General features: G+C 62.7%; 22 protein-coding genes. 16 read left to right on the top strand and 6 right to left on the bottom strand.

Features of this window, described 5'->3' with window-relative positions; genetic code table 11:
• The first annotated feature begins 101 nt into the window (after positions 1-101).
• From ACM6IM_RS07355 to ACM6IM_RS07340, 4 genes are all read left to right on the top strand, one after another.
• Positions 102-1,262 (top strand): DUF1624 domain-containing protein, encoded by a 1,161-nt coding sequence (locus ACM6IM_RS07355; RefSeq protein ID WP_414864675.1) that lies wholly within the window; start codon positions 102-104, stop codon positions 1,260-1,262.
• A 346-nt stretch (positions 1,263-1,608) separates the two neighbouring features.
• Complete coding sequence (gene nirB / locus ACM6IM_RS07350) at positions 1,609-4,170, top strand: nitrite reductase large subunit NirB (protein ID WP_414864674.1); 2,562 nt, start codon at positions 1,609-1,611, stop codon at positions 4,168-4,170.
• The gene (nirD, locus tag ACM6IM_RS07345) at positions 4,170-4,547 is read left to right on the top strand and encodes a nitrite reductase small subunit NirD (protein WP_414864673.1); all 378 of its coding nucleotides are present in this window, start codon (positions 4,170-4,172) and stop codon (positions 4,545-4,547) included. Before nirB ends, nirD begins: the two co-directional genes overlap by 1 nt.
• Positions 4,548-4,584: 37 nt before the next feature.
• On the top strand, positions 4,585-5,025 hold the full coding sequence (locus ACM6IM_RS07340) for a CBS domain-containing protein (RefSeq protein WP_192308273.1): 441 nt from the start codon (positions 4,585-4,587) through the stop codon (positions 5,023-5,025).
• A 22-nt stretch (positions 5,026-5,047) separates the two neighbouring features.
• Here the strand turns inward: ACM6IM_RS07340 and ACM6IM_RS07335 are convergent, their stop codons facing one another.
• Positions 5,048-5,680, bottom strand: coding sequence for a response regulator (locus tag ACM6IM_RS07335; protein ID WP_192308272.1), 633 nt, complete (start codon positions 5,678-5,680; stop codon positions 5,048-5,050).
• Between the two features lie 27 nt (positions 5,681-5,707).
• The gene (locus ACM6IM_RS07330; protein ID WP_201191975.1) at positions 5,708-7,069 is read right to left on the bottom strand and encodes a cache domain-containing protein; all 1,362 of its coding nucleotides are present in this window, start codon (positions 7,067-7,069) and stop codon (positions 5,708-5,710) included.
• Between the two features lie 320 nt (positions 7,070-7,389).
• On the opposite strand from ACM6IM_RS07330, the gene ACM6IM_RS07325 reads away from it, so the two are divergent.
• Entirely contained in the window at positions 7,390-9,447 is a 2,058-nt protein-coding gene (locus ACM6IM_RS07325) for a carbon starvation CstA family protein (protein ID WP_414864672.1), read from the top strand.
• 14 nt (positions 9,448-9,461) lie between these two features.
• Entirely contained in the window at positions 9,462-9,659 is a 198-nt protein-coding gene (locus ACM6IM_RS07320) for a YbdD/YjiX family protein (protein WP_007949127.1), read from the top strand.
• A 137-nt stretch (positions 9,660-9,796) separates the two neighbouring features.
• On the opposite strand, the gene ACM6IM_RS07315 is transcribed toward ACM6IM_RS07320, so the two are convergent.
• Positions 9,797-10,009, bottom strand: coding sequence for a DUF6555 family protein (locus tag ACM6IM_RS07315; RefSeq protein WP_192308269.1), 213 nt, complete (start codon positions 10,007-10,009; stop codon positions 9,797-9,799).
• A gap of 174 nt (positions 10,010-10,183) precedes the next feature.
• Between ACM6IM_RS07315 and ACM6IM_RS07310 the strand changes: the two genes are divergently transcribed.
• From ACM6IM_RS07310 to ACM6IM_RS07265, 10 genes are all read left to right on the top strand, one after another.
• Positions 10,184-10,627: a CopD family copper resistance protein gene (locus ACM6IM_RS07310; RefSeq protein ID WP_414864671.1), complete on the top strand. Its 444-nt coding sequence runs from the start codon at positions 10,184-10,186 to the stop codon at positions 10,625-10,627.
• 109 nt (positions 10,628-10,736) lie between these two features.
• A complete protein-coding gene (locus tag ACM6IM_RS07305) occupies positions 10,737-12,083 on the top strand; it encodes a coproporphyrinogen III oxidase (protein ID WP_414864670.1) in 1,347 nt (448 codons plus the stop codon).
• Positions 12,084-12,104: 21 nt separating this feature from the next.
• The gene (gene hemN, locus ACM6IM_RS07300; RefSeq protein WP_414864669.1) at positions 12,105-13,493 is read left to right on the top strand and encodes an oxygen-independent coproporphyrinogen III oxidase; all 1,389 of its coding nucleotides are present in this window, start codon (positions 12,105-12,107) and stop codon (positions 13,491-13,493) included.
• A gap of 110 nt (positions 13,494-13,603) precedes the next feature.
• Positions 13,604-15,784: a transcriptional regulator NosR gene (gene nosR, locus ACM6IM_RS07295; protein ID WP_414864668.1), complete on the top strand. Its 2,181-nt coding sequence runs from the start codon at positions 13,604-13,606 to the stop codon at positions 15,782-15,784.
• Positions 15,785-15,839: 55 nt separating this feature from the next.
• Positions 15,840-17,759 carry a TAT-dependent nitrous-oxide reductase gene (nosZ, locus tag ACM6IM_RS07290; protein WP_414864667.1) on the top strand — a complete coding sequence of 640 codons (1,920 nt, stop codon included), beginning with the start codon at positions 15,840-15,842 and terminating at the stop codon, positions 17,757-17,759.
• A gap of 27 nt (positions 17,760-17,786) precedes the next feature.
• On the top strand, positions 17,787-19,076 hold the full coding sequence (locus tag ACM6IM_RS07285; protein ID WP_414864666.1) for a nitrous oxide reductase family maturation protein NosD: 1,290 nt from the start codon (positions 17,787-17,789) through the stop codon (positions 19,074-19,076).
• Positions 19,073-19,996, top strand: coding sequence for an ABC transporter ATP-binding protein (locus ACM6IM_RS07280; protein WP_414864665.1), 924 nt, complete (start codon positions 19,073-19,075; stop codon positions 19,994-19,996). The genes ACM6IM_RS07285 and ACM6IM_RS07280 overlap by 4 nt, the downstream gene beginning before the upstream one ends.
• Positions 19,993-20,823, top strand: coding sequence for an ABC transporter permease (locus ACM6IM_RS07275; protein ID WP_414864664.1), 831 nt, complete (start codon positions 19,993-19,995; stop codon positions 20,821-20,823). Before ACM6IM_RS07280 ends, ACM6IM_RS07275 begins: the two co-directional genes overlap by 4 nt.
• Before the next feature lie 34 nt (positions 20,824-20,857).
• Positions 20,858-21,382 carry a nitrous oxide reductase accessory protein NosL gene (locus tag ACM6IM_RS07270; RefSeq protein WP_414864663.1) on the top strand — a complete coding sequence of 175 codons (525 nt, stop codon included), beginning with the start codon at positions 20,858-20,860 and terminating at the stop codon, positions 21,380-21,382.
• A 228-nt stretch (positions 21,383-21,610) separates the two neighbouring features.
• A complete protein-coding gene (locus ACM6IM_RS07265; protein WP_414864846.1) occupies positions 21,611-22,354 on the top strand; it encodes an SDR family oxidoreductase in 744 nt (247 codons plus the stop codon).
• Positions 22,355-22,499: 145 nt separating this feature from the next.
• Here ACM6IM_RS07265 and ACM6IM_RS07260 read toward each other — a convergent pair whose 3' ends face one another.
• From ACM6IM_RS07260 to nirJ, 3 genes are all read right to left on the bottom strand, one after another.
• Complete coding sequence (locus tag ACM6IM_RS07260) at positions 22,500-23,999, bottom strand: cytochrome D1 domain-containing protein (protein ID WP_414864662.1); 1,500 nt, start codon at positions 23,997-23,999, stop codon at positions 22,500-22,502.
• The gene (gene cobA / locus ACM6IM_RS07255; protein WP_414864661.1) at positions 23,996-24,835 is read right to left on the bottom strand and encodes a uroporphyrinogen-III C-methyltransferase; all 840 of its coding nucleotides are present in this window, start codon (positions 24,833-24,835) and stop codon (positions 23,996-23,998) included. Before cobA ends, ACM6IM_RS07260 begins: the two co-directional genes overlap by 4 nt.
• A gap of 69 nt (positions 24,836-24,904) precedes the next feature.
• On the bottom strand, positions 24,905-26,083 hold the full coding sequence (nirJ, locus tag ACM6IM_RS07250; RefSeq protein ID WP_414864660.1) for a heme d1 biosynthesis radical SAM protein NirJ: 1,179 nt from the start codon (positions 26,081-26,083) through the stop codon (positions 24,905-24,907).
• Positions 26,084-26,099 lie beyond the last annotated feature (16 nt).

Genomic DNA, 26,099 nt, shown 5'->3' with positions numbered 1-26,099 from the left:
CGAGCAAGCTCGCTCTTACAGGAGGCAGGTGGGAAAAAGGTTGAGATGTTATAGGGTAACAATATAAGGTGCTCGCCCCTGTCCCACCGTGCGAATTGCCCATGACCCTTGCACCACCTCGTCCCGCCGTTGACCGTCTCCTCAGCATCGATGCATTGAGGGGCCTGGTGATTCTGTTCATGTTGCTCGACCACGTGCGCGAGACCTTCTTCCTGCATCATCAGGTGGCCGATCCCATGAACATCGCCTCCACCGAGCCTGCGCTGTTCTTCAGCCGCACCCTGGCGCATCTGTGCGCGCCGGTGTTCGTGCTGCTGACTGGGCTGTCGGCCTGGCTGTACGGCGAGAAATACGCCGGCAAGTCCGATGTCTGCGGTTTCCTGTTCAAGCGCGGGCTGTTCCTGGTGGTGCTGGAATTCACCCTGGTGAACTTCGCCTGGACCTTCCAGCTGCCGCCGACCGTCATTTACCTGCAGGTGATCTGGGCCATCGGCCTGAGCATGATCGCGCTGTCGGCACTGGTCTGGATGCCGCGTCCGATGCTGCTGCTCCTGAGCGTGGTGATCATCGCCGGGCACAACCTGCTGGACACGCTGCATTTTCCCGTCGAATCGGCGCTGCACGTGCCGTGGGCGGTCCTGCATGATCGCGGCTGGATCGAACTGTCCGAAGGCTTGCGGCTGCGCACTTCGTACCCGCTATTGCCGTGGATCGGGGTGATTGGCCTGGGCTACGCCATGGGGCCGTGGTTCGGGAAAATGGCCGATGCCGGCGTGCGCCAACGCGCCTTGCTGATGGGCGGTATCGTCGGACTGGCCGGGTTCCTGGCCCTGCGCTTTCTCAATGGCTACGGCGAAAAACCCTGGAGTGCGGGCGAATCGTCCATGCAAACGCTGATGGGCTTTTTCAACATCACCAAGTACCCGCCGTCGCTGCTGTTCCTGGCGCTGACCCTGAGCATCGGCTGTCTGCTGCTCCTGGGGTTCGAGCGGGCGCAGCAGCGTCGGTGGTTGCGTCCCCTGGCGGTATTCGGGTCGGCGCCGATGTTTTTCTACCTGCTGCACCTGTACGCGCTGAAGGTGCTGTACCTCATGGCGGTGGCTCTGTTCGGCCTGAACCAGGGCAACTGGTTTGGTTTCAGCTCGATCGGCGCGGTGTGGCTGGCCGCCGTGGTACTGGCCATCGCCCTGTATCGGCCGGTCAAGGCGTTCGCAGGCTTGAAAGCGCGTCGTCGGGACATTGCCTGGCTCAAATACCTGTGAACGTGCACTTTTATAAAGCCGCGTCGCCCGGTTTTGCACTATGCGAAGGCAAACGCGCCGGTGTTCTCGAGCGGATGCCTGAAGCCCGAATGCCCGTAGGACGGGGCGCTCAGGCACGGTTGGCGCGATCTGGCACAATCACTGCAATACACCTGGCAGGCCCACCACCAACGCAGTCGAGTGGGCAGCCCGCCCGGTCAACGACGATCGAATCGTGGGCAACATCGGTGGATCAGGCATAGCTGTCTGGGCTCAACACCGCAAAAGAACAGGCAAAGACGCCTGGAACCGCAAGGTTTCAGGCGTTTTTTTTTGCTTTTTGAACCGTTTTAGCCAGGTGCTCCTTATGAACTCCAATGTTGCCGCGTTGAACAAATTGCAAACGCTGGTCGTGATCGGCAATGGCATGGTCGGCCATCATTGCGTCGAGCAGTTGATCGAGAAGGGCGCGCTTGAGCATTACCGCATTCACGTCTTCAGCGAAGAGCCGATGCGGGCCTATGATCGCGTGCACCTGTCCGAATACTTCACCGGCCGCGACGCCGAATCCCTGGCCCTCGGTGACGCCGCGCTGTATCAACGGCCGGGCGTGACCCTGCACCTGGGTGTGCCGGTCGTGGACATCGACCGCGCCGGTCGCCAGGTGGTGACCGCCGACGGCAACACCGCTTACGACAAACTGATCCTGGCCACCGGCTCCTATCCGTTCGTGCCGCCGGTCGAAGGCGCAGAGGGCGATTCGCGCCTGGTGTATCGCACCCTTGAAGACCTCGATGCGATCCGTGCAGCGGCGTCCAATGCACGGCGTGGTGTGGTGGTCGGCGGCGGCCTGCTGGGCCTGGAAGCCGCCAACGCCTTGAAAAGCCTGGGTCTGGAAGCCCACGTGGTGGAATTCGCCCCGCGCCTGATGCCGGTGCAACTGGACGAAATGGGCGGTTTGGCCCTCAAGGCGCAGATCGAACGGCTGGGCGTTGGTGTGCACCTGTCCCGTGCCACGCAGTCGATCAGCGCGGGCGAGGCCTATCGTTACCGGATGAATTTCGCCAACGAGCTATTCCTGGAAACCGACCTGATCGTGTTCTCGGCGGGCATCCGCGCCCAGGATGCGCTGGCCCGGCAATGCGCGCTGGAGATCGGCCCGCGGGGCGGGGCGGTCATCGACAACCATTGCCTGACCAGCGACCCCTCCATCTACGCCATCGGCGAGTGCGCCTCGTGGAATGGCAGCCTGTTCGGCCTGGTCGCGCCGGGTTACCAGATGGCGCGAAATGTCGCGGCGCAGCTGTGCAACGAAGTCGCGGAGCCGTTCATGGGCGCCGACATGTCGACCAAGCTCAAGTTGCTGGGTGTCGACGTCGGCTCCATCGGTGATGCCCAGGGCAGTACGCCGGGCTCGCGCAGCTACCAGTTCATCGACGAAACCACCGCGAGCTACCGGCGGTTGGTGGTGGACGCGAGCGGCAAGCACGTCATCGGCGCGGTGCTGGTGGGCGACAACAGCTATTACGACACCCTGCTGCAGTACGCACAGAACGCCATTGCCCTGCCGGCAGAACCCGCCGCCCTGATCCTGCCGTCTTCCGAAGGCGCACCGACCCTGGGCCCGGGCGCGCTGCCGCAGTCGGCCACCCTCTGTTCGTGCCACAACGTCACCAAGGGCGCCGTCTGTTCGGCCATCGACAGCGGTTGTACCGACCTGGGCGTGCTCAAGACGCAGACCAAGGCGGGCACCGGTTGCGGCGGTTGTGCCAGTTTGCTCAAGCAAGTTTTCGAGCATGAACTGACGGCGCGTGGCGTCAGTGTCGACAAGAGCCTGTGCGAACACTTCGCCTACACCCGCCAAGAGTTGTACGCGCTGGTGCGGGTCGAAGGGGTGATCAGTTTCGAAGAACTGCTGGCCAAACACGGCCGTGGTCACACTGGCTGCGATATCTGCAAACCCGCCGTGGGCAACATCCTCGCTTCCTGCTGGAACCAGCCGATCATGGACGCCTCGTTGGTGCCGCTGCAGGACACCAACGACACCTTCATGGCCAACATGCAGAAAAACGGCACCTATTCCGTGGTGCCCCGCATCCCGGGTGGCGAAATCACCGCCGACAAGCTGATCGCGATTGGCGTCGTGGCGAAGAAATACGACCTCTATACCAAGATCACCGGCGGCCAGCGCATCGACCTGTTCGGCGCCCAGTTGCACGAGTTGCCGGACATCTGGGCCGAGTTGATCGCCGCCGGTTTCGAGACCGGCCACGCCTATGGCAAGTCCACCCGCACCGTCAAATCCTGCGTCGGCAGCACCTGGTGCCGCTACGGTGTGCAGGACAGCGTGCAAATGGCCCTGACCCTCGAGGACCGCTACAAAGGCCTGCGCTCGCCGCACAAGCTCAAGTTCGCGGTGTCCGGTTGCACCCGTGAATGCGCCGAGGCGCAGAGCAAAGATGTCGGCGTGATTGCCACCGAGAAGGGCTGGAACCTCTACATCGCCGGTAACGGCGGCATGCGCCCGCGTCATGCGGAGTTGTTCGCCACCGACCTGGACGACGACACCCTGATCCGCTACATCGACCGCTTCCTGATGTTCTACATCCGCACCGCCGACAAACTGCAGCGCACCTCGGTGTGGCGCGAGAGCCTGGACGGCGGCCTCGATTACCTCAAGGACGTGATCATCCACGACAGCCTGGGGCTGGGTGCCGAACTCGAAGCGCAGATGCAAATGGTGGTGGACCGTTACGAATGCGAGTGGGCCAACGCCCTGCAAGACCCGGAAAAACTCAAGCGCTTCCGCACCTTCGTCAACGATAAACGCCCGGACCCGGATATCCACTTTGTCCAGGAACGCGGTCAGCGCCGGCCGATCATGGCCGCCGAACTCAACCTTATCCCGGTTACCGAGGAGACAGTCTGATGAGCCCACTCAATACCCAACGCGTACAGGCCCAGAGCGACACCGATGCCTGGCAGACCGTGTGTGCGCAACAGGACCTGGTCAGCAACTCCGGCGTGGTCGTCTGGCTCGATGGAGCCCAGGTGGCGCTGTTCTACCTGCCCGGTGCCGAGGGCAAGACCCTCTACGCCATCGACAACCATGACCCGCAATCCGGGGCGAACGTCATCGGCCGTGGCCTGGTGGGCAGCATCAAGGGTGATCTGGTGGTGGCTTCGCCTATCTACAAACAGCATTTCCGCCTGGAGGACGGCACCTGCCTGGAATACCCGCAACAGCGCCTGCGGGTGTGGCCGGTGCGGTTGAACGGCGACGCCGTGGAAGTCAGCGTTTATTGAAGGCAAGCGCCATGGCGCCGGCGCAGGAGAGACGTACATGAAAACAGCCGCACAGTTGCTCAAGACCAAGATCGTGCAGAACCAGCAGGTCCACAGCATCGCCCCCGACCAGATGGTGCTGGAGGCGCTGAAGCTGATGGCGGAAAAGAATGTCGGCGCCTTGCCGGTGATCGAGGCGGGGCAGGTGGTGGGCGTGGTCAGTGAGCGCGATTACGCACGCAAGGTGGTGCTGCAGGGGCGTTCGTCGGTGGGCACGCCGGTGCGCGACATCATGAGCGCACCGGTGGTGACCGCCGACAGTCAGCAGAGCATCGAGCGCTGCATGGCGGTGATGACCGACAGCCATCTGCGCCATCTGCCGGTGCTGGAGGGTGGGGCACTGATCGGTCTGCTGTCGATCGGTGATCTGGTCAAGGAAGCCATCGTCGAGCAGACCGAGCTGGTCCGCCAGCTGGAGCATTACATTCGCGGGCATTAGCCCCCATGTCGCCAGGGTGGGGCTACCTGGAAATGATCCCGTGATCGATGGCGTATTTGACCAGCGCCGCCGGCTTGTCGATGTTGAGTTTGCGACGGATGCTCAGGCGGTGGGTTTCCACGGTGCGCACGCTGATGTCGAGGTCCCGGGCCATTTCCTTGTTGTTCATGCCCTGGGCCATTTTGTACAGCACCTGGCTTTCGCGCGGGGTCAACTCGTTGTCGGTGCTTTTGTCGGCGATCAGCCGTTGGGCGATCTCGGCGCTGTAGAAGGTCCCGCCGCTGGCAATCGCTTCGATGGCCGCGATGATTTCCCGTGACGGGGCGTTCTTCAGTACATAACCGCTGGCGCCCGAACGCACCGATTCGCTCACGTATTCGTAATTGTCGTACATGCTCAGCACCAGCACTTTCAGCGCCGGGTATTGATTGCGCAGCAGGCGGGTCAGCTCCAGGCCGTTGATGTCCTTGAGGCTGATATCGACCAGCAGCAGGTCCGGCTGGCAGCGCCCGACCATCTCGATGGCCTCGGCACCGTTCTCGGCCTCACCGACCACTTCCAGCGGGGCCATGACCGACAGCAGCGCCCTGATGCCGTCGCGGACCAGCGAGTGATCGTCGACCAGGGCGACGCGGATCGGGGAGGGCAGGTTCATCACGGGCATCTCTCTCTTGTTGTCGAATCAGCGTTTGGCGCCGGGCATTTTCATGGGCAGCAGCACGTCCAGCCCGGTTCTGCCCGGAATCGAGATCAGCTCGAATCGCCCACCGAAATGTTCGACGCGTTCACGGATGTTGCGCAGGCCAATCCCGGCCTGATGGCGCTCGGCCTGGGCGACATTGAAGCCGACGCCGTCATCGATCACCGTCAGTTGGATGGATTGTGCCGTGCCGCGCAGAGTAATGGAGACGTTTTTTGCCTGCGCGTGCCGTTCGATGTTGGTCAGGCCTTCCTGCACGATGCGAAACAGGGCCACGGCGGCGCCGTCCACCAGGTGGCAATCGAACTCGTTGTCGTTGTAGGTCACGGTCAAGCCGCTGCGTTGCTCGAACTCTTCGGCAAGCTGGCCAATGGCAGCGGAGAGGCCGAGGGTGTCGAGCAGGGAGGAACGCAAGTCGTGGGAGAGGCTGCGAACTTCGCCAATCGCTTCGCCCAGGCGTTCGGTGGCCTCGCGCAAAATGCCCAGGCCCCGGTCCTGGCCCTTTTCCAGGACCAGGCTGGCCAGCTCGAACTGGAACTTGATGGAGACCAGCACCTGACTGATGCCGTCGTGCAGTTCCCGGGAAACCCGCGAGCGCTCTTCCTCCTGCAAGCTGACGATGCGCTGGGTCAGGCGTTGCAGCTTCTTGTCCGCCAAGCGGTGCTCGCTGACGTTGAGGGTCATGCCGCTGGCAAACACGAACAGCACCGCCACCAGTGCGACCGCCGCAATCGCCAGCATGGTGGTGCGGATGCCCTGGGCCACCTCGTCGCGCGCCTGTTGGGTGGCGCGCTCCACGTCTTCCAGGTAAATGCCGGTGCCGAGCATCCAGCCCCAGCGGTCGAGCATCACCACGTAGGCCAGTTTGTCGGTCACCTGGCCGGAGGAGGGTTTGTTCCAGGCATAACGCTGAAAGCCTTCGCCCGATTGCGCGCTTTTGAGCAGGGCCTGGATCACCGGCAGGCCATGCGGGTCTTTCATGTCCCAGAGGTACTGCCCGACGAGGTCCGATTGCCGCGCATGCATCAGGCTGCGGCCATCGCGGTCGTAGACAAAGAAGTAGCCATTGATGCCAAAGCTGAGCTTGCGCAGCTCCTCCAGCACCTGCTGCTGGGCGTGTGCGTCTCCGCGACCGTCGTCGTACAGCGGCGCGATCAGGCTCTGGGCCATCTCTACGTAGTTTTTCAGCTCGGCACGCTTGCTCGCCAGGATGCTGTCTTCGATCAGTTGCGCCTGTTGATCGCCCAGATGGCGATTGAGCGAAATCACCAGCGCGCAGATGACCGCGACCGCCAGCACCAGCGGCAGAATCCCGAGGGCGACGATTTTGTGTTTGAGCTGCATGGGTACTCCTGCCTGGCTCCTGCAGGGGACTGGGGCGGGGCGGCGGTGGGCGAAGGCCGGCATCATAGGCCAAAGATACGCTTCTGGAGTAGTGCTGCCGGGCGGAATGACCGATGGCTCGCCGTTGAAACACGGATCCCACAGGGTTTGTATTTCGAGGGGGATTAGAGGCTATCTACGTAGTACTACGTAGATGCCACGTACGTAGTAACGCGGATTTATTTGTAGACGCCATGCGCAGATATTGGGCCAGCTCCGCACAGCGGACACAATTATAAAAATTACCGCCGCAGTCACGAGCTGTCGGCAGGAGATCTTGTATGCCCCGTCTGGCTAAACACCTCGCCTGGTTTGCCGTGGCTGTTCTGGGAGCGTTCGCGCTGAGTGTCGTGGCCCTGCGCCGCGGCGAAGCGATCAACGCCCTCTGGATCGTAGTCGCCGCTGTCGCCATCTACCTAGTCGCCTACCGCTACTACAGCCTGTTCATCGCCAACAAGGTGATGCAACTGGACCCCAATCGAGCCACGCCCGCCGTGCTCAACAACGACGGTCTGGACTTCGTTCCAACCAACAAACACGTCCTGTTCGGTCACCACTTCGCAGCCATCGCCGGTGCGGGGCCGCTGGTCGGTCCGGTCCTGGCGGCGCAGATGGGCTACCTGCCCGGCACGCTGTGGCTGATTGCCGGCGTGGTGCTGGCCGGTGCGGTGCAGGACTTCATGGTCCTGTTCCTCTCCACTCGCCGCAACGGTCGCTCCCTGGGCGACATGGTGCGTGAAGAAATGGGCCGCATCCCCGGCACCATCGCGCTGTTTGGCTGCTTCCTGATCATGATCATCATCCTCGCGGTGCTGGCGCTGATTGTGGTCAAGGCCCTGGCCGAGAGCCCATGGGGCATGTTCACGGTGATGGCGACCCTCCCGATCGCGATGTTCATGGGCATCTACATGCGCTACATCCGTCCGGGCCGCATCGGTGAGATTTCCGTCATCGGCGTGTTGCTGTTGCTCGGTTCGATCTGGCTCGGTGGGCAGATTGCCGCCGATCCGGCCTGGGCCAAGGCGTTCAGCTTCACCGGCGTACAAATCACCTGGATGCTGATCGGTTACGGTTTCGTGGCCGCAGTATTGCCGGTGTGGCTGATCCTGGCTCCACGTGACTACCTCTCCACGTTCCTGAAAATCGGCACCATCGTCGCCCTGGCGATCGGTATTTTGGTGACCATGCCCGAGCTGAAAATGCCGGCACTGACCCAGTTCATCGACGGCACCGGTCCGGTGTGGAAGGGCGGTCTGTTCCCGTTCCTGTTCATCACCATCGCCTGTGGCGCGGTGTCCGGTTTCCACGCGCTGATCTCGTCGGGCACCACGCCCAAGTTGCTGGCGAGCGAAGGTCATGCACGCTACATCGGTTACGGCGGCATGCTGATGGAGTCGTTCGTCGCCATCATGGCCATGGTTGCCGCGTCGGTGATCGAGCCCGGCGTGTACTTCGCCATGAACAGCCCGGCCGCCATCGTCGGTTCCGATGCCGTGACCGTGGCTCAGACTGTCAGCAGCTGGGGCTTCGCCATTACCCCCGAAGCGCTGCAGGCCGTGGCCAAGGACATCGGTGAAACCACCATCCTGGCCCGTGCCGGCGGTGCGCCGACCCTGGCGGTCGGTATCGCGCAGATCCTGCACAGTGTCCTGCCGGGTGAAAACACCATGGCGTTCTGGTACCACTTCGCGATCCTGTTCGAAGCGCTGTTCATCCTGACCGCCGTGGATGCCGGCACCCGTGCCGGGCGTTTCATGCTTCAGGACCTGCTCGGTTCCTTCGTCCCGGCGCTGAAACGCACCGAATCCTGGACCGCCAACCTGATCGCCACCGCCGGTTGTGTGGCGATGTGGGGTTACCTGCTGTACCAGGGCGTGATCGATCCGCTGGGTGGCATCAACACCCTGTGGCCACTGTTCGGCATCTCCAACCAGATGCTGGCGGGTATCGCACTGATGCTGGCGACCGTGGTGCTGATCAAGATGAAGCGCCAGCGCTATGTCTGGGTGACCATGCTGCCTGCGGTCTGGCTGCTGATCTGCACCACGACTGCCGGTTTCATCAAGCTGTTCGACGCCAACCCGGCGATCGGCTTCCTGTCGCTGGCGAAGAAATACAGCGATGCGCTGGCCAACGGTCAGGTGCTGGCACCGGCCAAGAACATCGATCAGATGCAGCACGTGATCTACAACGCCTACACCAACGCCACGCTGACCGCGCTGTTCCTGCTGGTGGTCTTCAGCATCCTGTTCTTCGCGCTCAAGGTCGGTGTCGCCGCCTGGGGCACCAAGGAGCGTACGGATAAAGAAGCACCGTTCCAGCCTGTACCGGATGCCTGATCGAGGAGTGCAGCATGTTCAATGACCTGAGTCGCCTGGGTAAATACCTCGGTCAGGCTGCACGCCTGATGGTCGGCATGCCCGACTACGACACCTACGTCGAGCACATGCAGAACAAACACCCGGACAAACCGGTGATGAGCTACGAGGTGTTCTTCCGCGAACGCCAGGAAGCCCGTTACGGCAGCAAGGCCGGGCCGAAGTGCTGTTGATCCGATTCCCGGCCTGATGCAACCTCTGTGGGAGCGGGCTTGCTCGCGAAAGCGGTGTGACATTCAACTTGATGTCGACTGACACATTGCTTTCGCGAGCAAGCCCGCTCCCACAGGGGTATTGGGTGAAGATTCATTCACGGCAACTCCTCCCACCTGACCTTGGTCAAACCGGCCATTTGCGCGTGTTCGCGGAGTTCCGTGCTGCCATCCCCATACCAGATCCCGACATCCGCATGCAGGCACGCGTAGTACCACGCGTCGTCATCGGTCATGTGCGAGTCCGGCTGGACGAACAGTCGACGAGAATCGTTCAAACAGTAGGTGATTTCAAAATGCCGGGCGCGCATCGACCATATTCTCCAGGTGATACGCTTCCGACAGGGATGGCGTAGTGCCAGTTCCCTTTATTTTCGGTTGAGGGGTGTTCGCCAGGGCGATGGCGGTTTATTGATTGGCATCAACCGGATGACTCAACGGGGCCGGTATGCTGCACACAGGCCCGACTCGAGCGCCAGAACCCCATGCTTTATCCGCTGTTTCTCACCTTGCACCTGTTTGCCGCGCTGATCTTCATTGGCACGGTGTTCTTCGAAGTGCTGTTTCTGGAAGACATTCGCAAGAAGTTGCCCGCCAAAGTGATGCTGCTGGTCGAGGAGGGCGTGGCCCGCCGTGCCCGCCAGTTGATGCCCTGGGTGTTGCTGGTGTTGTTCGGCGCAGGCATCGGCATGGTCTGGTTGCGTTACCTGCCGCTGTTGGCCACGCCTCTGGCCTCGTCGTTCGGCACCTTGCTGATGCTGAAAATCCTCGCCGCCGTGAGCGTGCTCGGGCATTTCCTGGCGGCCATGGTCCTGTTCAAGACCGGGCGCATGAACGCCCGTTACGTGCATTTCATCCATGCCAGCGTGTTCTGCCACATGGTGGTCATCGTCTTGCTGGCCAAGGGCATGTTTTTCCTGAGCTGGTGACCGGCGGTCCGCTCCTTTAAACCCGTGGCTTGCAGCTTGATACAAGTCAAGGAGCGTTGAACGGCAATCCCGGAAACTAAGGGCCTGCGACCCGTCTCGGAGACCCGTCATGCTCGATTTCTTTGCCAAACCCGGCGAGCCGGTCGCTCGCTGCGATCAGGGCGTACTCGACCCCAACTGTCATGCCGATACGCAAAAATTCCACGACGGCATCGGCTCCCTGGACCTGCTGCGCGCCGTGCGCGTCAGCCGCCAGAAGCGCCGGCCGTTGTCGCTGAACGTTCAACTGCCGTCGAACCTCACGTCATCCTGCTGCACGCCGCCCGAGGCGCTCGGCGAGCACGCCGCCCTCGAGCAGTACCTGGAGCGCCTGAAGCGCGAGATCGATCTGGTCGGTTGTCACCTCAGCCCCGATCAGCGGGTCGAGCAGTTTCACCTGGGCGGTGGCACCCAGAGCATCGCCCATCTCCAGCAGTTGATGAATCATCTGCGTCGTCGGTTTCATTTCCTCGAGCACGAGTGCGGCGACTACAGCGCCGAGGTCGACTTGCAGCACACCGATTGGTCGATCATGGGCGCGTTGCGCGAACAGGGTTTCAACCACGTCAGCATCGGTGTCCCGGACATCGACGCCGAGTGCGAGCGGTCGGTGGCGTGCTACCAGGACCCGGCGCCGATCAATTCCCTGATCGATGCCGCACGCACCTTCGGTTTCCGCTCGGTCAATGTCGACCTGGGCTTCGGCCATGCCTGGCAGACACCGGACAGTTTTGCCGCGAAGCTCAGGACGATCATCGAGCTGGAGCCGGACCGGTTGATGGTATTCGACTATGCGCGGCCGCCACGCCGCTACCGGCCGATGATCGGTGACAAGGTCAGGGCGTTGTGCAGCCAGGAGGACAAGGGCGCGATGCGCCAGATCTGCTTCGAACAGTTGATCGCTGCCGGTTACCACTACATTGGCATGGGGCAGTTCGTGCGCCCCGACGATGACCTGGCCATCGCTCAGGAGCGCGGCCGCTTGCGTCGCACTTGCGACGGTTTTACCCGTCATGGTTTCTGTGACCACATTGGCTTCGGTGTGGGCGCCATCAGTCAGATCGATGACCTGTACACGCAGAACACCGAGGTGATCGAGCGGTATCAGCGCCAGTTGGACAACGATCAGCTGCCGACGGCCCGGGGATGGCGTTTCGAGTCGGGGGAGCAGATCCGTCACACGGTCACGGAACGGCTGGCGTGTGACCTGGAGTTGGACATCCGTGCCATCGAGCGACGCTACGGTCTGGTCTTTCCCCGCTACTTCGCCTCGGTCTGGCCACTGCTGGAGCAATTGAGTCGTGACGGCCTGATCGAGTTATCGGACCGTTTCATCAGCATTCTTCCTGCCGGTCGGCAGGAAGTGGACGTCATCTGCCATCTGTTTGAAAAGGAATCGGGCAGTGCAAGGCATTAACCCTATGTGTGAGTCGATTTGATGAAATCTTCGTTTGATTTCAATCGCGCCCTGGTCGAGAAGTACGACCGGCCGGGGCCGCGCTACACCTCTTACCCGACGGCGCCACAGTTTCACCAGGCGTTTGCCGTCGACGACTACCAGCAGGCGGCCCGTAGCAGTAATCAGGCCGCCGCGCCGAAACCGCTGTCGGTGTACATCCACATTCCGTTCTGCAAAAGCCTTTGCTATTACTGCGCCTGCAACAAAATCATCACCCAGAAGACCCATCGGGCCGTGGAGTACCTGACCTACCTCAAGCGTGAAATCGCCATGCAGTCGGCCCTGTTCGACAGCACGCGCAAGCTCACGCAACTGCACCTGGGCGGCGGGACCCCGACCTACCTGACCAGCGAGCAGTTGGCCGACCTGATGGACTGCCTGCACCAGTCTTTCGACATGGACGACAGTGACGATCACGAGTTTTCCATCGAAGTCGACCCGCGCACCATCAGCACCGAACGCATCGAGACCTTGCGTCAACTGGGTTTCAATCGACTGAGTTTCGGCGTGCAGGACTTCGATCCCGACGTGCAGGCGGCGGTCAATCGCCAGCAAAGCGAAGAACAGATTCATGCGTTGGTCGCGGCGGCACGCCAGGCGCACTTCAAGTCGGTCAGCGTCGACCTGATCTACGGCTTGCCACTGCAAACGGTGGAGAGTTTCGACGTCACCCTGGGCAAGATCATTGCCTTGCGCCCGGACCGCATCGCGGCCTATAGCTATGCGCACCTGCCGGAGATGGTGCGTGCGCAACGCCTGATCCGTCCGCAGGACATGCCGCCACCGGAGCGCAAGCTCGAACTGCTCGAACTGACCATTCGCCGCCTGACCGAAGCCGGATACGTCTACATCGGCATGGATCATTTCGCCTTGCCGGACGATGAACTGGCACTGGCCCGCACGCGCGGCACCCTGCAACGTAATTTCCAGGGGTATTCGACCCATGCCGACTGCGACTTGATCGGCCTGGGTGTGTCGTCGATCGGCAAGGTTGGCGACAGCTACAGCCAGAGCGTCAAGGAGCTTTCGCAGTATTACGCGCGCATCGACCAGGGTTTGCTGCCGGTGCACCGCGGCTACCGCCTGACCGCCGATGACCTGTTGCGCCGCGAAGTGATCAGCGACCTGATGTGCCATGGGCGTATCGACTTCGGCACGTTCGAGGCACGCCATGGCATTCGTTTTACCGAGTATTTCGCCGAGGCGCTGGCGCAGCTCGAAGAGCATGTGCGTGACGGACTGCTGCAGATTCACCCGACCGAACTGGTGCTGTTGCCCCAGGGCCATTTGATGATGCGCAGCGCCGCCATGGCGTTTGATGCGTACCTGGGTGGAGAACAGAAAGGCCGCTTTTCCCGCACCGTTTAAGCCCCGTACGCGCTCTGATACGGGGTTTCCTGTCGAGTTGATTTCAATCAAGGGCAAGTGGCCAATCGCTACCTAAGATGGCCGCAAGCCCCTTCGAAATCAGCCCATCCATGACAGCCTTCCAGCCCCCGCGACATGTCTTCTCACGCTATTGGAGTGTCGGGCTGGTGGTGCTGGTGCTGTTGATGATCGCGGTGTTCGCGACGGTGCAGGCCAAATCCTATGGCGACATCGAACAGCAGCGAATCGACAAGGTGTTCCCGCAGACCGATGCGGTGTCCGAGCCGCAAGGCCGGTTCAAGGTGCGCACGGTGTCTGCCGCCGGCAAGGTCATCGGCTATGTGTTCCAGAGCCTGGACGTGGTGGACATCCCGGCCTATTCGGGTAAACCGATCAATACCCAGGTGATTCTCGACACCGCCGGGGTCATCCAGGATGCCTATGTCCTGGAGCACCATGAGCCCATCCTGCTGATCGGCATTCCCGAAGAAAAACTCCATGGCTTCAGCGCTCGCTACAAAGGCATCAAGGTCACGCAGCGGGTGGTCGTCGGCCGTTCCAGCGACCAGAGCGCCGTCACCGTGGATGCGATCGCCGGCGCCACGGTCACCGCCATGGTGGTCAATGAAGTCATCATGCGGGCCGCCCATGATGTGGCGGTGTCGCTCAAGCTGATTGCCGAAACCCGTGGCGTGACGAAAAAACCGGCCATCGTCCGCCAGGACTTCTACCAGCCCGCCGACTGGGAGCAATTGACCGGTGACGGCTCCATCCGCCGGCTGCACCTGACCCGTGGCCAGGTCGATGCGGCCTTCAAGGGCACTGAGGCCGAAGGCGTGGAAAACGCCGGCCCCGACCAGGTCGACGACACCTTCATCGACCTGTACACCGCCGACCTCAACCCGCCGACCATCGGCCGCGCGCTGCTGGGCGACAACCAATACCGCTTGCTGATGCAGGCGCTCAAGCCCGGCGAGCAGGCCATCGCGGTGCTCGGGCGAGGTCAGTACTCCTTCAAGGGCTCGGGCTATGTGCGCGGCGGGATTTTCGACCGGGTGCAATTGCGTCAGTTCGGCAATGTCATCAGCTTCCGCGACATGGACCATCAGCGACTCTCCGACGTGTTCGCCCAGGGCATGCCCGAATTCGATGAGCTGTCCGTGTTCATCGTGCGCCAGGGGGCCGGGTTCGATCCGGGGTCGCCCTGGTCCCTGGAATTGCTGGTGCGTCGTCAGACCGGTCCGGTCAACGGCATCTTCAGCAGCTTCGAAGTGGCTTACCAACTGCCCGAACCGTACATCGAGCGTCCGGCGCCGACGGCCGAAGAACGGGCGGCCATCGAGGAAGCCAGCCGGCCGATGTGGTTGAACATCTGGTACCAGAAGCAGTTCCAGATCGCTGTGCTCGCCAGCGCCTTGTTGTTGCTGACGGCCATCCTGTTCCTGCAGGACACCTTCACACGCCAGCCGCGGTTCCTGCACTGGCTGCGCCGCGGCTACCTGATCTTCACCGTGGTGTTCATGGGCTGGTATGCCCTGGGGCAACTGTCGGTGGTCAACGTGCTGACGTTTGTCCATGCGCTGTTCCAGAACTTCCGCTGGGAGCTGTTCCTCACCGACCCGCTGATGTTCATGCTCTGGGTGTTCACCGCCGCCAGCATCCTGCTGTGGGGTCGTGGCGTGTTCTGCGGCTGGCTGTGCCCGTTTGGCGCCTTGCAGGAGCTGATCAACGAAGCCGCGCGCAAGTTGAAAATCCCCCAGTACGAGTTGCCCTTCGCCGTGCATGAACGACTCTGGGCGATCAAGTACATCATTTTGCTGTTGCTGTTCGGCCTCTCCCTGGAGTCGATGTCCACGGCCGAGCAGTTCGCCGAAGTGGAGCCGTTCAAGACGGCGATCACGCTGCGGTTCGACCGCCAGTGGTGGTTCGTGCTCTACGCGGTGGCGCTGCTGGTCATCAATGTGTTCACGCGAAAAGTCTATTGCCGCTACATCTGCCCGCTGGGCGCGGCGCTGGCGATCCCGACCCGATTGCGCCTGTTCGACTGGCTCAAGCGTCGCAAGGAATGCGGCAGCCCCTGCCAGTTGTGCGCCAGGGAATGCGAGATCCAGGCCATTCACCCCGATGGCCGGATCAATGCCAACGAGTGCCACTACTGCCTCGATTGCCAGATGACTTACCACAACGACAACAAATGCCCGCCGCTGATCAACAAGCGCAAGAAGCGCAACAAAACGGCGCCCGTGGCCGCGCAACTGATACCCGTCGTGGAAGTGGCGACTGCTGAATGAGTTCCACGCGCGCAGGTGCGCCGTGTCCGTTTTTCCCTTCAAGGAGTAACACAAGATGACCGATAAAGAATCCACCACAACCGGACAGGAAGAAGACCCGGCAGGCCTGAGCCGTCGCGGTTTCCTGGGTGGCAGCGCCATGACCGGGGCGGTACTGGCGGGCGCCACGGCCCTGGGTGGCATGGCATTCACCCGCGAGTCCTGGGCGGCGGCCGTCAAGGATGCGCAGTCGAAGATCCATGTCGCCCCGGGCGAGCTGGATGAATACTACGGCTTCTGGAGCGGCGGTCATCAGGGGGAGGTGCGGGTGCTGGGCGTGCCGTCGATGCGCGAGTTGATGCGCATTCCGGTGTTCAACGTCGACTCAGCCACCGGTTGGGGCCTGACCAACGAGAGCAAGGCGATCCTGGGCGACAGCGCCAAGTTCCTCAACGGCGACTGCCACCACCCGCACATCTCCATGACCGACGGCAAGTACGACGGCAAGTACCTGTTCATCAACGACAAGGCCAACACCCGCGTCGCGCGTATCCGCCTGGACATCATGAAGTGCGACAAGATCCTCACCGTGCCGAACGTACAGGCGATCCACGGCCTGCGCCTGCAGAAAGTGCCCTACACCAAATACGTGTTCGCCAACGGCGAGTTCGTCATCCCGCACCCGAATGACGGCCACACCTTCGACCTGCAGGACAAGAACAGTTTCACCCTGTTCAACGCCATCGACGCCGAGAAAATGGAAATGGCGTTCCAGGTGATCGTCGACGGCAACCTCGACAACACCGATGCCGATTTCACCGGCAAGTACGCGGCGGCCACCTGCTACAACTCGGAGAAGGCCTACGACCTCGGCGGCATGATGCGCAACGAGCGCGACTGGGTCGTGGTGTTCAACATTCCGCGCATCGAGGCGGCGATCAAGGCCGGCAAGTTCATCACCCTGGACGGTTCGAAAACACCGGTGGTGGACGGCCGCAAAGTCGATGGCAAGGACTCCGAGTTCACCCGCTACATCCCGGTGCCGAAGAACCCGCACGGCTGCAACACGTCCCCGGACGGCAAATACTTCATTGCCAACGGCAAGCTCTCGCCCACGGTGTCGATCATCGAGATCGCCCGCCTGGACGACCTGTTCGCCGACAAGTACAAGGACGCGCGCGAGGTCATCGTCGCCGAGCCCGAGCTGGGCCTGGGCCCGCTGCACACCACCTACGACGGTCGCGGCAATGCCTACACCACGCTGTTCATCGACAGCCAGGTGGTGAAGTGGAACGTGGAAGAGGCGATCCGTGCCTACAAGGGCGAGAAGGTCAACTACATCAAGCAGAAGCTCGACGTGCATTACCAGCCGGGCCATAACCACGCCTCGCTGACCGAAACCAGCGACGCCGACGGCAAGTGGCTGGTGGTGTTGTGCAAGTTCTCCAAGGACCGCTTCCTGCCGACCGGACCGCTGCACCCGGAAAACGACCAGTTGATCGATATTTCCGGCGACGAAATGAAGCTGGTGCACGACGGTCCGACCTTTGCCGAACCCCACGACTGCATCCTCGCGCGCCGCGACCAGATCAAGACCAAGAAGATCTGGGACCGCAACGACCCGTTCTTCGCCGGCACCGTGGCGCGGGCCAAGAAGGACGGGATCAACCTGGAGACCGACAACAAGGTCATCCGCGACGGCAAGAAAGTGCGGGTCTACATGACCTCCATGGCGCCGGCGTACGGGCTGACCGAGTTCACCGTCAAGCAGGGCGATGAAGTGACGGTGACCATCACCAACATCGACCAGATCGAGGACGTGTCCCACGGCTTCGTCATGACCAATCACGGCGCGAGTATGGAGATCAGCCCGCAGCAGACCTCGTCCATCACCTTCATCGCCGACAAGCCCGGCCTGCACTGGTACTACTGCAGCTGGTTCTGTCACGCCCTGCACATGGAAATGGTCGGCCGCATGATGGTCGAGCGGGCCTGACGGTTGGCCATCGACAGGAGCGCAGCGATGACCGCAATCAAGGGCTGTCCGATCAAGGTGATCGCGTTCGCGCTGCTGTCGATGTCCGGCAGCGCGCTGGCGGTGCAACCCATCACTGACCTGCCGTTGCAGGTGGACGCCGAACAACGCTGGCACCTGCCGGCGGGCGAGTACCGAGGCTCGTTCAGCGTCGACCAGCCGATGCACATTGTCTGTGCACCCGGCGCCGTGTTCCAGGCGCTGGGGCAGGGCAACGGGGTCATCGTCAGCGCACCCGATGTCAGTCTCGAAGGCTGCACCTTTCTCGATTGGGGGCACGATCTCACGGCCATGAACTCGGCCGTGTTCCTGCAACCCAAGGCCCGTGGCGCAGTGATCAGGGGCAATCGCATGCAAGGCCAGGGCTTTGGCATCTGGGTCGACAGCACCCGGGACGTGAGCCTGATCGACAACCGCATCCAGGGTGACCCCCAGGTGCGTTCCCAGGACCGCGGCAACGGCATTCACCTGTATGCCGTGCGGGGTGCCCGGGTCATTGGCAACCACGTGCGCGACGCCCGTGACGGCATCTACATCGACACCTCCAATGGCAACCTGCTGCAAGGCAATACCCTGGAAGACCTGCGTTACGGCGTGCATTACATGTTCGCCAACGACAACCAGGTGCTCGACAACATCACCCGCCGCACCCGCACCGGCTACGCCCTGATGCAAAGCCGCAAGCTCACGGTGACCGGCAATCGCTCCGAGCAGGATCAGAATTACGGAATCCTGATGAACTACATCACCTATTCGACCCTGCGCGACAACTTCGTCACCGATGTGCGCGACGGCTCGACCGGCGACACCATGATCGCCGGTGCCGAAGGCAAGGCACTGTTCATCTACAACTCGCTGTTCAACAGCATCGAACACAACCACTTCGAGCGCAGTGCCGTGGGCATTCATCTCACCGCCGGCTCCGAAGACAACCGCATTGCCGACAACGCATTCGTCGGCAATCAGCGTCAGGTCAAGTACGTCGCGACCCGCTTGCAGGAATGGTCGCTCGACGGCCGTGGCAATTACTGGAGCGACTACCTGGGCTGGGATCGCAACAACGATGGCCTGGGCGATATCGCCTACGAACCCAATGACAACGTCGACCGCCTGTTGTGGCTGTACCCGCAGGTGCGCCTGCTGATGAACAGCCCGGGCATCGAATTGCTGCGCTGGGTGCAACGGGCGTTCCCGGTGATGAAGTCGCCGGGCGTCATGGACAGCCACCCGCTGATGAAACCGACCACAGAAAACCTGACCAAGGAGCCCATCGGATGAATGTCATCGACATCCAAGGCGTCAGCCAGCGCTATGGGCAGACCACCGTATTGCATGACCTGAACCTGAGCCTGGGCGAGGGCGAAGTGCTGGGCCTGTTCGGCCACAACGGCGCGGGCAAGACCACCAGCATGAAACTGGTGCTGGGCCTGCTCCAGGCCAGCGCAGGCCAGGTGCGGGTGTTCGACCGTTTGCCCAGCGATCCGCACGTGCGACAAATGCTCGGTTACCTGCCGGAGAACGTGACGTTCTACCCACAGATGAGCGGCCTGGAAACCCTGCGCCATTTCGCCCGGCTCAAGGGCGCCTCGAATGCCCAGGTGGACCGGTTGCTGGAGGAGGTGGGCCTGGCGGCTGCGGCGCGTCGACGGGTCAAGACTTACTCCAAGGGCATGCGCCAACGCCTCGGGCTGGCGCAGGCATTGCTGGGCGAACCGCGCCTGCTGTTGCTCGACGAGCCGACCGTGGGCCTCGATCCGATCGCTACCCAGGATCTCTACCGCTTGCTCGACCGGCTGCGCAGCCAGGGCACCAGCATCATCATCTGTTCCCACGTCTTGCCGGGGGTCGAGGCGCACATTAACCGTGCGGCGATCCTGACCCAGGGCCGGCTGCTGGCGCTTGGCAGCTTGCGCAAACTGCGCGAGGACGCCGGATTGCCGACGCTGCTGCGTGCCAATGGACTCAAGCGTGCCGGGCCGTTGCAGGCCTCCTGGAACCGCGCCGGGCACGTCACCCAGCGCTGGGGCGTGGAGGGGCTGGAAGTGGCGGCGCTCAATGGCAGCAAGCTGGATTTGTTGCGCCAGTTGCTCAACGAAGATGACCCCAGCGACGTGGAAATCGCCCCACCGTCCCTGGAAGACCTGTACCGCTACTACATGGGCCAGGCCGCTGCACACGCCACTGGAGAGACCGCATGAACCCGATCTGGAACATGGCCCGCAAGGAGTTCAGTGACGGCCTGCGCAATCGCTGGTTGTTGGCGATCAGCCTGTTGTTCGCGATCCTGGCCACCGGTATCGCCTGGCTGGGCGCCGCGGCGTCCGGGCAATTGGGCTTTACCTCGGTGCCCGCGACCATCGCCAGCCTGGCCAGCCTGGCAACTTTCCTGATGCCGCTGATTGCCTTGTTGCTGGCCTACGACGCCATCGTCGGCGAGGACGAGAGCGGCACCCTGTTGCTGTTGCTCACCTATCCGTTGGGGCGCGGGCACATCCTGCTCGGCAAGTTCATCGGTCACGGCGGCATCCTCGCGCTGGCGACGCTGATCGGTTTCGGCTGCGCGATGCTGGCGATTGCGGTGCTGGTGGACGACGTCGAACTCAGCCTGCTGGTCTGGGCTTTTGCCCGCTTCATGCTGTCGTCGACGCTGCTGGGCTGGGGCTTCCTGGGCCTGGCATACGTGTTGAGCAGCATCTCCGCGGAAAAATCGACGGCCGCCGGCCTGGCCCTGGGGGTGTGGTTCTTCTTTGTGCTGGTGTTCGACCTGGTGCTGCTGGCGCTGCTGGTGCTCAGCGAAGGGCAGTTCAATCCCCGGGTGCTGCCGTGGTTGCTGCTGCTCAATCCGGCGGACATCTACCGCCTGATCAACCTCTCCGGTTTCGACGGCGGCGCCAGTACTGCCGGCGTGCTGAGCCTGGGCAGCGACCTGCCCGTGCCGGGCACGATGCTCTGGCTGTGTCTGTTGCTGTGGGTCGCGGCGCCGCTGGGCTCGGCCTGGCTGCTGTTCCGTCGCCGGGCGAGCTGAATTCCTGTCTTGAAAATGTCTGGAGCAATTGACGATGAGTACGTTTTCCCTGAAAGCGCTGGGCGCAGTGGCTGGCTTGATGGCCTGCCTGATGCTGACGGCCTGTGACAAACCCGTGCAAGCCCGCTACAGCGATAAACCCACGGCGTTTCACCCCAGCGATGAATGCCACGTCTGCGGCATGATCATCGAAGGTTTTCCCGGACCCAAGGGCGAAGTGGTGGAGCGCAGCGGGGTGAAGAAATTCTGCTCCACGGCGGAGATGATCGGCTGGTGGCTGCAACCGGAAAACCAGCATGGCGACGCCAGGCTGTATGTGCACGACATGGGGCGCAGCCCGTGGGACAAGCCTGATGATGCTCATCTGATTGATGCCCGGGATGCCTTCTACGTGGTGGGCACCCGGCTCAAGGGCGCGATGGGCGTGGTGTTGGCGTCGTTCTCCAGCAAGCACATGGCCGACAGACTGGCCGAGGAGCAGGGCGGTCGGGTGCTGCGTTTCAGCGAAATCGACCAGTCGGTGTTGCAGCAGCCGGCGATGTCGCATTCCACCCATTGATCGCACCACGCCATGGTGGGAGCGAGCCTGCCCGCGATGACGGCAGGGCAGACGACACTCCTGTCGAATGTGCCGCCGCTGTCGCGAGCGGGCTCGCTCCCACAGGCTCCACATCCGGCCCCATTGTGAAAATCTGATCGCCGTCAAGTCGGTATTTCCACGCCTGTTCAAAGATAGCCTCCCGCAATGTGGCGAGTGCCCGGCATCGACGATGCCCAGGAGAACATGATGAAAACCGAGTTTCAGGATCGTTTGGCGGTGATCACCGGCGCCAGTTCCGGGATTGGCCTGGCCTTGTGCGCGGCGCTGTTGCCCCGTGGGGTGAAGGTGTTGGCAATGTCGCGAACGGCGGGTGATTTGCCGACCTTGCAGCAGATCTATGGCGAGCGGTTGCAATGGTTGGCCGGCGACGTCACCTGCGAGCAGGACCTGCAAGCGCTGGCGCAACGCGCGGCGGCATTGGGGCCGGTGGATTACCTGGTGCCCAACGCGGGGATTGCCGAAATGGCCGATAGCCTCGATCTGTCGGCCTTCCAGCGCCAGTGGGCGGTCAACGGTGCCGGGGCGTTGAACACCCTGGCGGCGTTGCGCGGTGAGCTGGCGAGTCCGGCGTCGGTGGTGTTTGTCGGCAGTTTCCTCACCGGCTCGAGCTTTCCCGGCCTCGCCGCCTGCATCGCCAGCAAGGCCGCATTGGCGGCTCAGGCGCGGACGCTGGCGGTGGAATTTGCGCGCGTCGACGTGCGCATCAACCTGGTGTCACCGGGCCCCACCGCCACCTCGATGTGGGACAACCTGGGGCTGAGCGACGGCGAATTCGACGACGTTGCCGACAGCCTCGGCAAACGCTTGCTGCCCGGTCATTTCCTCGACGCCGGCGCGGTGGCCAACGTGATCGTCTTCCAACTGTCCCAGGGCGCGCGCGGCGTGTACGGCCAGGATTGGCGGGTCGATCATGGGTACACCCTGGCGTAAGCGCACGTCGCCTGTGGACCTGTGGACCTGTGGACCTGTGGCAGCGAGCCTGCTCGCGAAAGCGTCCGGTCAGTCAACATCGATGTTGAATGGGTTGGCCTCTTCGCGAGCAAGCCCGCTCCCACAGGGGCCGAGGTGGAAATCTCTAGTGCGAAGTGCCTTCGGCAAACTCGATCTTGTTGCCGACGTTGTACTTGCCCGACGGTTTGTTCATCGGGATGCGCTTGATCTCCTCGAGGGTGTTGCTGTCGTAGACGATCAGTGCGCCGTCGGTGGCCCAGATGCTCAGCAGCAGGTGGCGGCCGTCGCGGGTGAACTCGACGTGGGCGGCGGTCTTGCCCGGCATCGGTCGCAGGGTATGGGCGATTTCCAGGGTCTGCTTGTCGATCAGGTGGATGGCATCGTTGTCTGGCCCGAAGAACACGTCGGTCCAGGCGTACCGCGAGTTGACATGGCTGCGCATGAAGAAACCCGGTCCGAGGGTCGGGATCTCCTTGATCAGTTTCCAGGTCTTGAAGTCGATCACCGAGATCAGCCCCTTGCTGATGTTCGGTGTGGCAAATACCCATTCACCATTGCGCTGCCAGTAGGTCCCGGAGCCCAGGTGCGGCATGCCCGGCAGGGGGATGTCGGTGACCACCTTGCCGGTATCGAGGTCGATGACCTGGCCACCCTTGGCCTTGCGCGAGGTGGCCAGCAATTGCTGGTAGTCGGGTGAGAAGGAGAAATCGTCGAGCATGTCCTCGGCGGGAATGCGTCGTGGCTGGAAATCCGGCGTGCCGGCACTGGAGATTTCCCAGACTTCCTTCACGTCCTTGAGCGCAACGATGAAACTGTCCCGTGGCGGAGCGGTGTAGACCGCGCTGACTCGCGAAGCCGTGCCGTCCTGGCCGATCGTGGCAATGGTTTTCACCGGCGACAGGTCGCGGGCATCGAGCACCACCAGGCTGCCCGGCAGGTAGTTGCCCACCAGCACCCAGCGTCCGTCCTTGCTCACCGCCAGGTTACGGGTGTTGAGGCCGGCGCGGACCTCGGCGATCAGTTTCAGGTTATTCAGGTCGTACAGGCTCACCCAGCCATCGCGCGAAGCCACATAGACGAAGCGTCCGTCCGGCGAAAACTTCGGCCCGCCATGCACGGCAAAGCGCGAGGCGAACCGCGCCAGGACGGTGAAGCGGTCGCCGTCGAGGATGTTGATGTGGTGATCGCCGGCTTCCACCACCACAAACAGGTTCAGCGGGTCGGCGCCATGCTGGGGTGTGGCGGGCAGTTTTCCGAGATCGGCAACCACGCTGTGACTGCGGCGAATGTCATCGTCGGTCCAGACCGGCGGGGTGGCGGGCGGTTGTTGCAGGTAATCCGCCAGGGCTTCGATCCGGGCCGGGTCGAACACGTTGGCGTAGCCGACCATCTGGCTGGCGGGACGTCCGTTGGCGATCACGTTGCGGATCTCGTCGGGCTTGATCCGGCTCAGGCTCTCCGGCAGCAACGCCGGCCCGGTCGCGCCGAATCGGTTGGCGCCGTGGCAACTCTGGCAATGTTGTCGATAGTCCCTCGCGGCCTCTGCCAGCGCGGCGGGCGTGGTCGCCGCACTCGCTTGGGCGACGCCGAGGCAGAGCAGCGGGACAAGCAGGCCGCGCTTCATAGCGCCACCTTGTTGCGGCGCTGCAGTGCCTGGACCGGATAGAAGCGTGCCGGGTGTTCCATGGGTTGCGCGGCGAACAGGTCGACCACCTGGCCAATCACCGTCAGCGTTGCAATCCCCGGTGGGCACGTCAGCGCAAGGGTCGGCAGTTGATGCAGCGGACCACGGATAACCTGCTGATCGGGGCGCGAGCCGTTGCTGATCAGGGCCGCCGGTGTGTCGGCCGACATTCCGGCCTCGATCAGCTTGCGCGCGATAATCCCCAGGTTGGACAGCCCCATGTAGAACACCAGGGTCTGGCTGCCATCGGCCAGGTCGTGCCAGGGCAACTTCAACTCGCCGTCGTTATGCAGGTGACCGGTGATGAAGCGACAGGAGTTGACCAGCTCCCGATGCGTCAGCGGGATGCCGGCGTAGGCGCTGCAACCGGAGGCTGCGGTAATCCCGGGGACCACCTGGCAATCGACGTTGCGCGCCAGCAGGTACTCCAGTTCCTCGGCGCCACGGCCGAAAATGAACGGGTCGCCGCCCTTGAGGCGGACCACCCGCTGGCCCTGATCGGCGAGGTCGACCAACAACTGATTGATCTGATCCTGGGGCAGGCTGTGGCAGCCACTGGCCTTGCCGACATAGTGCCGGGCGCAGGTGAGGGGGATCAGGGTCAGCAGTTCGGGACTGATCAGACGGTCATAGACCACCGCATCGGCCTGCATCAACAGGCTCCAGGCGCGCAGGGTCAATAGCCGTGGATCGCCGGGGCCGGCGCCGACCAGGGCGACTTCGCCCGGTCTGAACAGGGACTCGAGTGTGGCCGGTAGAGCAATCGATAAAGGCATGGGACGTCCTTGGTGCTTCATCAGGTTGATCGGCCCCAACCTATTCAGATGGTTGGCCGAACGGGCAATTCAGTGGGTGACGCAAGCGATGGTCGTGACCGGCGCCAGGCCGATTTCTTCATCGCTGAGGTGGCAACCGGGGTCCTGGCCCCAGAGGTCGCCTTCGGCCCAGGCGCGGGTGCGGGTGTTGCCGTTGCAGATGGCCAGCCAGCGGCACTCGGCGCAGCGGCCACCGACGGCGCGCGGATGCACGCGCAGTTGCTGCAACAGGGCGTCGGGCTGTTCCAGCCAGAGGGTGCGGAAGGGCGTGCGTCGCACATTGCCCACCGAGTGCTGCCACCAATAGGTGTCAGGGTGAACTTCGCCGGTGTTGTCGATGTTGGCGATACCGCTGCCGGAGGCATTGCCGCCCCAGTCGCGCAGCATGCGCTCCAGGCGCGCCGTGTGCTGGGGCAGGTGCTGGTCCACCCAGTGCAGCAACAGGATGGCGTCGGCATCGTTGTTGCCGCTGACGAAATCGCTGTCCAGGCCCTGCAGGATGTCCGCCCAGGCCCGCTCGAAGATCAGTGTCATCGCTTCGCGGCTCATCTGTTGCCGGGCGTCGAGCTGGCGGCTGCGTTTGCCGCGACCGCTGTAGTTGAGGTGCGACAGGTAGAACTTCTGCACGTCGTATTCGCGCATCAGCTCAAGCAATTGCGGCAGTTGCGCGTGGTTTTCCTGGGTGAGGGTGGTGCGCAGGCCGACGCGAATACCCTGTTCGCGACACAGCTGGATGCCACGCATGGAGCTGGCAAAGCTGCCCTTGAGTTGACGGAATTCATCATGGGTGGCCTCCAGGCCATCGATGCTGATCCCGACATAATCGAATTGCGCGGCGCGGATGTGCGCGATGTTCTGCTCGTCGATCAGCGTGCCATTGGTGGACAGGGCGACAAAGAACCCTTTGGAGCGGGCATAGCCGCTGAGCACGAACAGGTCGTGGCGCAACAGCGGTTCACCGCCGGACAGAATCAGCACCTTGACCCCTGCGTCGTGCAGGTCGTCGATCACGGCCATGGCCGTGGTGGTGTCCAGTTCGTCGCGAAACACACTGTCGGCCGAAGTGGCGTAACAGTGCTTGCAGGTCAGGTTGCAGCGCCTGAGCAGGTTCCAGATCACCACGGGGGCGCGGTGGCTGCCCGGTGGGCGGGTTCCGGGGGCAGGTATCCCACCTGCCAGCGCCCGCAGGTATTGGCTGATCCTCAACATGCAGCTCTCCTTGAGT

Source organism: Pseudomonas sp. IT-P12, assembly GCF_949767465.1.
Taxonomy (GTDB): domain Bacteria; phylum Pseudomonadota; class Gammaproteobacteria; order Pseudomonadales; family Pseudomonadaceae; genus Aquipseudomonas.
Note: the sequence above shows the minus strand (reverse complement) of the source record. Positions and strands in the feature narration are given on the sequence as shown.